Genomic DNA, 642 nt, shown 5'->3' with positions numbered 1-642 from the left:
CTGGTCCTGTTCTTCTCGGACGGGGGCGTGTACCGCAACGACGAGATCGAGCGGGAGTTGCGTGCGGCGGTGGAGGAGCCGGTCTTCTGGCAGTTCATCGGTCTCGGCCGGTCCCAGTACGGAGTGCTGGAACGCTTCGACACCTTGCCCGGCCGGCGGGTCGACAACGTCGGCTTCTTCGCCGCGGACGACATCGAGACGGTCCCTGACGCGGAGCTGTACGACAGGCTCCTGTCGGAGTTCCCGTCCTGGCTGAGGACCGTCCGGCAACTCGGCATCCTGCGCTGAGCCTTCACCGGAAGTCTGCTCGCGCGCGGTGAAGGGCGGGGCCGGAAAGCCCCGCCCTTCACCGGTCGTCGGTCGGTTACGGAGTCACGACGGTGCCGCCGAACGTCACGACGAGGTGGCCGTCCGCAGCGAACGACCAGTCCAGGCCTCCGTCGTACGCGGAGCAGCGGGAGCCGTTCGAGCCGGTCCAGAACTGGTTCGAACTGTCCGCGTCGCCGACCGTCTTGTCGTTGGAGCCGCTGCCGCTGCGGCAGGACGTGTTGTTGCGGTAGACGGAAGTGCCCTTGTCGAAGGAGAAGTTGCGCTCCTCGTTGTCGATGGAGACGTTGTCCGACACCGTCATCGAGCCGGGAT

1 protein-coding gene and 1 pseudogene are annotated in these 642 nt (G+C 66.7%); one reads left to right on the top strand and one right to left on the bottom strand.

The window, feature by feature from the left end; translation table 11 throughout:
- Window positions 1-288, top strand: a 288-nt coding sequence (locus tag EAO72_RS41035) for a VWA domain-containing protein (protein ID WP_148022478.1), incomplete at its 5' end; no start/stop codon positions are given.
- Between the two features lie 76 nt (window positions 289-364).
- Here EAO72_RS41035 and EAO72_RS41030 read toward each other — a convergent pair.
- Window positions 365-642, bottom strand: a pseudogene (locus tag EAO72_RS41030) (right-handed parallel beta-helix repeat-containing protein); the annotation flags it as partial.

The sequence above is a fragment of the Streptomyces sp. OR43 genome (assembly GCF_008042275.1).
In the GTDB taxonomy this organism is placed as follows: Bacteria; Actinomycetota; Actinomycetes; order Streptomycetales; family Streptomycetaceae; genus Streptomyces.
The sequence above is the reverse complement of the archived record's forward strand: the minus strand, read 5'-3'. Positions and strand labels throughout refer to the sequence as shown.